At 73.8% G+C, this 5,589-nt stretch carries 5 protein-coding genes; 1 reads left to right on the plus strand and 4 read right to left on the minus strand.

Annotated features, from left to right (window positions below):
• Positions 1-328: 328 nt before the first annotated feature.
• Genes ACIQCH_RS38265 through ACIQCH_RS38280 form a run of 4 tightly spaced genes read right to left on the minus strand, consistent with a single transcriptional unit; the run spans position 329 to position 4,550 of the window.
• The gene (locus ACIQCH_RS38265; protein WP_402588969.1) at positions 329-961 is read right to left on the minus strand and encodes a GTP-binding protein; all 633 of its coding nucleotides are present in this window, start codon (positions 959-961) and stop codon (positions 329-331) included.
• On the minus strand, positions 942-1,328 hold the full coding sequence (locus ACIQCH_RS38270) for a DUF742 domain-containing protein (protein ID WP_402588971.1): 387 nt from the start codon (positions 1,326-1,328) through the stop codon (positions 942-944). Before ACIQCH_RS38270 ends, ACIQCH_RS38265 begins: the two co-directional genes overlap by 20 nt.
• A 10-nt stretch (positions 1,329-1,338) precedes the next feature.
• Positions 1,339-1,779, minus strand: coding sequence for a roadblock/LC7 domain-containing protein (locus ACIQCH_RS38275; protein WP_402588973.1), 441 nt, complete (start codon positions 1,777-1,779; stop codon positions 1,339-1,341).
• Entirely contained in the window at positions 1,776-4,550 is a 2,775-nt protein-coding gene (locus ACIQCH_RS38280) for a nitrate- and nitrite sensing domain-containing protein (protein ID WP_402588975.1), read from the minus strand. Before ACIQCH_RS38280 ends, ACIQCH_RS38275 begins: the two co-directional genes overlap by 4 nt.
• Positions 4,551-4,908: 358 nt before the next feature.
• Between ACIQCH_RS38280 and ACIQCH_RS38285 the strand changes: the two genes are divergently transcribed.
• Positions 4,909-5,424: a hypothetical protein gene (locus tag ACIQCH_RS38285; protein WP_402588977.1), complete on the plus strand. Its 516-nt coding sequence runs from the start codon at positions 4,909-4,911 to the stop codon at positions 5,422-5,424.
• The last annotated feature ends 165 nt before the right edge of the window (positions 5,425-5,589 follow it).

The raw sequence follows: 5,589 nt of genomic DNA on the forward strand, positions 1-5,589 counted from the left end.
ACCCCATAACGGGGTGTCTGGACGGAGGAGCCAACCCAGCAGCCAGTTGGGCACTACCTCCAAGCCCGGTCCTTTAGGGCCGGGTCAAGTTGACCGGTCAGGGATCCCAGCACCCGCACCCATCCCGCACCCACCCACCCACCCGCATCCCCCACCCACCCACACCCATCCCGCACCCACCCGAGGGACTCGAGCACCTCACCCCGCGCGGACGCTTGACGACCCCCCGCAGCAGGAGAACACTCCAGGAACCGCTCGCGGCCCGTACCCCAGTCGGCGGGGGTACGGGCCGCGGCCTTCACCTACGTTTCACGTCACTCGAGCCGCCTCACGCAGGAGCCGGCTCCCGGCGGGTCCGCGCCAGCGCCAGGGCGTGTTCCACGACCCCCGCCAGCACCTCCTTGACCGAGGACCGCTCGCGCGCGTCGCACAGCACCACGGGCACCTCGGGGTCGAGGTCCAGCGCCTCCCGGACGGTCTGCGCCGCGTGCCGCGCCGCCCCGTCGAAGCAGTTCACGGCCACCAGGAACGCGATCCCGCGCCGCTCGAAGTAGTCCACGGCGGCGAAGCACTCCTCGAGGCGCCGAGTGTCCGCCAGCACCACCGCGCCCAGCGCGCCCTGCGCCAGCTCGTCCCACAGGAACCAGAAGCGGTCCTGGCCCGGGGTGCCGAAGAGGTACAGCACCAGGTCCTCGCGCAGCGTGATCCGCCCGAAGTCCATGGCCACGGTGGTGGTGGACTTGCCCTCCACGCCGTGGGTGTCGTCGACCGGGCGCCCGGCCTCCGAGAGGTCCTCCTCGGTGCGCAGCGGGCGGATCTCGCTGACGGCTCCCACCAGGGTGGTCTTGCCTACCCCGAAGCCGCCGGCGACCAGGATCTTCAGGGTCAGCGGCTCGACCGCCGCGGGGCCCGGCCGTCGGGCCGGGCCGTCGGCGGTGCGGCTAGAGCGCCCGAAGGCCATCGATCACCTCTCGGAGAATGGATTCGTCGGGCAGTTCCGCCGGCGGCACCGGTCGGCTCACGTGGACCAGTTCGTCCTCGACGAGGTCGCCGATGAGCACCCTGATCACCCCGACGGGCAGGTCGAGTTCGGCCGCCAGTTCGGCGACCGACTGGGCCCTGGACCGGCAGAGCCCGAGGATGTCGGCGTGCTCCGGGGACAGGGTCTGCTCCCAGACCGGGTCCTCGGCGGCGGATTCCGCCACCACGAGGGCGATCAGGTCGAGCCTGTGCTGGCCGACGCCGCGGGTGCGGCCCCGGGTCATGGCGTACGGGCGGACGACGGGGCCCGCTTCGTCGTCGAACCAGTGGCGGCCTGGATCGGTCATGCCGTCCGCCTCACCCTCCGGCTGGTGCTCCGCCGCGCGGCGCGGTCGCCAGGTGGGCACCCACGCGCTTGACCATCAGGGTCATCTCGTACGCGACCTGGCCGACGTCCGAGTCGGCGTCCGACAGGACGGCCAGGCAGCTGCCGTCGCCGGCCGCGGTGACGAACAGGAACGCGTCCTCGAGCTCGACCACGGTCTGGCGGACGGAGCCGGCCTCGAAGTGGCGGCCGACGCCCTTGGCGAGGCTGTGGAAGCCCGAGGCCACGGCGGCCAGGTGCTCGCTGTCCTCGCGGGTCAGGTCCCGGGAGGCCCCGGTGGGCAGTCCGTCACCGGAGAGGACCACCGCCTTGCGGATGCTGCCGACCTTGTCGACCAGCTCGTCGAGGAGCCAGTTGAGCTGGCCGGATCCCCGGCTCGCGGCGGTGTGCGCTGCGGTCTGCGGTGCGGTCATCGACCGTCCCCCTCCGATGTGCTGCGTGTGTTGCTGTCGGGTTCTGCGTGTTCTGCGCCGCGCTCGGGCCGCGGGCCCGGGGGCTGGGGAGAGTGCCGGCGGCCGGCCTGCCAGCCCCGCTGGAGGGCGGACATGCGGCTGCGCACCTCCTCGGCGTCGCGGTCGGCCACCGGGTCGGGCTTCCGCTCGGCCGGGGCGGGACCGCCCTTGAGCTGGGGGGCGAGGTTGGCCTGGCGGACCCGGCGGGGCAGGCCACCGGGGCCCGCCGGCGCGGGCGCAGGCGCCGGCGCGGGCGCAGGCGCCGGCACGGGTGCCGAAGCGGGCGCGGGTGCCGGCGCGCTGGCCTCCGCGGCGTCCTCGCGTACGGCCACCAGCGTCGGCGTGCGCCGACGCCGCGGCAGCGGCACCGGGGCGCCGGGGGCCGGGCGGCCACCCTCCCCGGGGGCCCCGTCCGAACGGACACCCTCCGAACGGACGCCCTCCGCGCGGGTCCCGTCCGTGCGGGCGGGCTCCAGGCGGGGGCCGTCGGCGCGGTCGACCTCCTCGCGGGCGCTCTCCAGCCGGACCGGACCGGTGGCGGGCCGGGCGGGCCGGGCCGCGGGGGCGCCCGAGGAGGCGCGGGGCGCGCCGAGCAGGCCGCCGCGCGAGGGCGCGTCGTCGATGCCGGGGATGCCGTCGAGGGACGCGGCCCCGTCCAGGCCCAGCACGCTGAGCGGGGGCTCCAGCTCGACCGGGCCGTCGAGGACGGCGGGGCGTCCGGAGGCGGTGCCCGAACGGCCCGCCGGGCCCAGCGCGGCGTGTCCGCGGCCACTGCCGCTGCCGACCGCCGGGCGCTCCGCGGCCTTCTCGAGCCGCAGGCCCACGCCGTTGGTCTCGGGCGCCTCGGTCAGCAGCGCCGCCGGGATGAGCACCACGGCGGTGGTGCCGCCGTACGGGGACGGCTGGAGGGAGACGCGTACGGAGTGGCGGCGGGCCAGCCGGCTGACCACGAACAGGCCCAGCCGGTCGGTGTCGGAGAGCTCGAACTCGGGGGTCTCGGCGAGCCGGAGGTTCGCGTCGAGCAGCGCCTCGGAGGTCATGCCGAGGCCGCGGTCGTGGATCTCGAGGGTGAAGCCGTTGGCCACGCGCTCGCCGTGCACCTGCACCCCGGTGTGCGGGGGCGAGAACACCGTCGCGTTCTCGAGGAGTTCGGCGACGAGGTGGGTGAGGTCGGCGACGGCCGGGCCGGTGATCCCGAGCCGGGGAAGTCGGCGGACCTCGATGCGCTCGTAGTCCTCCACCTCGGCGACGGCGGCCCGGACCACGTCCATGAGCTGGACGGGCTTGCGCCACTGCCGGGAGGGGGCGGCGCCGGAGAGGATCACCAGGCCCTCGGCGTGCCGGCGCATGCGGGTGGTCATGTGGTCGAGGCGGAAGAGGTCGGCGAGTTCCTCGGCGTCCTCGGTGCGGCGCTCCATGGTGTCGAGCAGGGTGAGCTGGCGGTGCAGCAGCACCTGGTTGCGGCGGGCGAGGTTGACGAAGACCTCCGCGACGCCGCGGCGCATCTCGGCCTGCTTGACGGCGGCCTCGACGGCGGCCCGCTGGAGGGTGTTGAGGGCGTGGCCGACCTGGCCGACCTCGTCCTTCTCGTACTCCAGGCGCGGGGCCTCGGTCTCGACGTCGATCTGCTCGCCGGCGGCGAGCCGGCGCATGACGCTGGGCAGCCGGACGCCGGAGACCTCGTGCGCCTCCTTGCGCAGCCGGGACAGGTCGCGGACCAGGTCGCGGCCGATGCGCACGGACAGGACCACGGAGAAGAGCAGGGCGAGGAAGCCGAGGACACCCGCGGCGGCGGCCTTGAGGACGACGCCCATGGCCAGGGGCTTGACCCGGTCCTGGTAGCGGTCGCCGGCGGCGGTGTCCATCGTGGCGAGGTCGGACAGCACGCGGGAGGCGAGCTCGTCCCAGTGGGCGGCCGTGATCGTGCGCGGGCGGTTGGTGGCGCCCTGCGCGATCAGGGCCTCCTCGGCGTCCCGCAGCGGGCGGGTGGCGGGGCTGAGCCAGTAGCCCTCGAAGCGCTCGCGCTCGTCGGCGGGGAGCGTGACGAGGTTGACGTCGTAGAGCAGTCGCCGGTTGGCGATGAGGTCGGAGATCGTGCGGGTGTCCTGGCGGGTGACCCGGCGGGCGGCGAGCGCGGCGGCGATCACGGCGTCCTGGCGCGAGAGGGTCTCGCGGGCGCGGGTGACGCCGACCAGGGCGCGGCCCTGCTTGTCCATCTCCACGTTGTCGAGGCCGTGGAGGTTCATCAGGAAGGTGTAGCAGGGGTCGACGAGCCGGTCGTAGAGCTCGAGCGCCTGGTCCGGGTCGAGTTCGGTGCGGTCGACTGAGCGGCGCAGGGCGTCGATGCCGTCGAAGGCCTCGAAGATCGAGTGGAGTTGGCCCAGGGTCTCGGCGGGCAGCTCTTCCTGGACCTCCGGGTCGCGGGAGTCCTGGCGGATCCGGGCGACCATGCGGTCGGTCTCGGTGCGGCGGCGGGCCAGTTCGGTGATCGACTGCGCGGCGCGCGGGTCGCCGAGCAGGACCAGGGTCTGGCGGCGCTCCTTCTGGACGACGCGTACGACGTCCTCGATCGGGTAGCCGACCTTCTGGATGACGGGCCCGACCTCGAGGAGTTGCACCGCCTCGAGGCCGGTGATGACGGTGGTGAACCCCCACAGGGCGGTGAGCGAGACGAGCGGCACGAGCAGCAGCGCCACGATCTTCCGGCGGATGGTTTTCCCGCGAAAGCGCATGGCCTCCCCCAGCTCAACCCCCGTGTCCGGGGTATGTGTTCCGTCAATAAACGGCGTGAGCCTACTACTGCCCCGTGACCAACTCGAAGGCGTGTCCGGACGTTTTCGGCCGCCCCCCTGGATGAAGATCACCAGTTGTCGGATACTTCCGGGCAGGAGCGGACCGAAATGTGTGAGATGACACTTGGTGGGGCGTCAGTTCCCCAGGTGGCACGGATGGCTGGAATCATTCGTTCCGCGACGAAAAGAAGCGGGGTTCCGGGGCAACCCCAGCGGCTGTCGTTCGTCTATCTGTTCAGGAGCGGCCCGGGGAGCCGCGAGGTGGGGAGTTGAACGACCATGCAGAGTGAGAACGACCATGAGTGACACCGACACGGCGACGCAGGCGCCGGACACGACGGACACGACGGACACGACGGAGAACGGCTACGGCCGGTACGAGGACTACGGCTACGTCTCGGGGGCGGACTTCGGCTACGGCTACCGCTCGGGCCCCGAGGCCGCGCAGGTGCGGCAGTTGTGGGCCGAGGAGCCGAAGCCGCGGCGCAGGATGCCGGACCCCGTCCGCGAATCCGCCGTCCGGGCCGTCCTGCTCATATCGGTGGGGCTGATCCTCGGCTCGGTGACCGTGCTGTTCAGCGTCACCGGTTCGTGGCTGGCGTTCCCGGTCATGATGGCCGCGATCGCCGCCACCGTGGTGGCCACCTGGGGGGTCGCGGACGTGTGGGTGACGCGGCAGACCTGGAACCAGCGCTACGGCGTCCTGTCCGAACCCAGCAGCTCGGCGCGGCGGTCGCGGCGCGAACGGCGTCGGGCCCGCAAGGCGGCCGAGGCCGCGGAGCGGGCGGGCGGCGGCCGGCTCAAGGAGGCCTGACCGCTCGAGGAGGCACACGGCCTGGAGGCCTGGGCGCCGCATGCCCGAGTGCCCGCGTTCCCGGAGGTCCGGGAACGCGGGCCCGCCGGGCGGGGGGGCCCCCCCCGGCGGGGTCACCGGCGGCCCCGGGGTGGGGGGGCACCAGCGGGGGGGCGGGGTAGAGCC

Origin of the sequence: Streptomyces sp. NPDC093225 (assembly GCF_044753805.1) — a bacterium.
Lineage (GTDB): Bacteria > Actinomycetota > Actinomycetes > Streptomycetales > Streptomycetaceae > Streptomyces.

Excerpts from the sequence above, each read along its gene's own strand:
- ACIQCH_RS38275 (WP_402588973.1), bottom strand. The coding sequence starts at position 1,779 with ATGACCGCACCGCAGACCGCAGCGCACACCGCCGCGAGCCGGGGATCC.
- ACIQCH_RS38270 (WP_402588971.1), bottom strand. The coding sequence starts at position 1,328 with ATGACCGATCCAGGCCGCCACTGGTTCGACGACGAAGCGGGCCCCGTC.
- ACIQCH_RS38265 (WP_402588969.1), bottom strand. The coding sequence starts at position 961 with ATGGCCTTCGGGCGCTCTAGCCGCACCGCCGACGGCCCGGCCCGACGG.
- ACIQCH_RS38285 (WP_402588977.1), top strand. The coding sequence starts at position 4,909 with ATGAGTGACACCGACACGGCGACGCAGGCGCCGGACACGACGGACACG.
- ACIQCH_RS38280 (WP_402588975.1), bottom strand. The coding sequence starts at position 4,550 with ATGCGCTTTCGCGGGAAAACCATCCGCCGGAAGATCGTGGCGCTGCTG.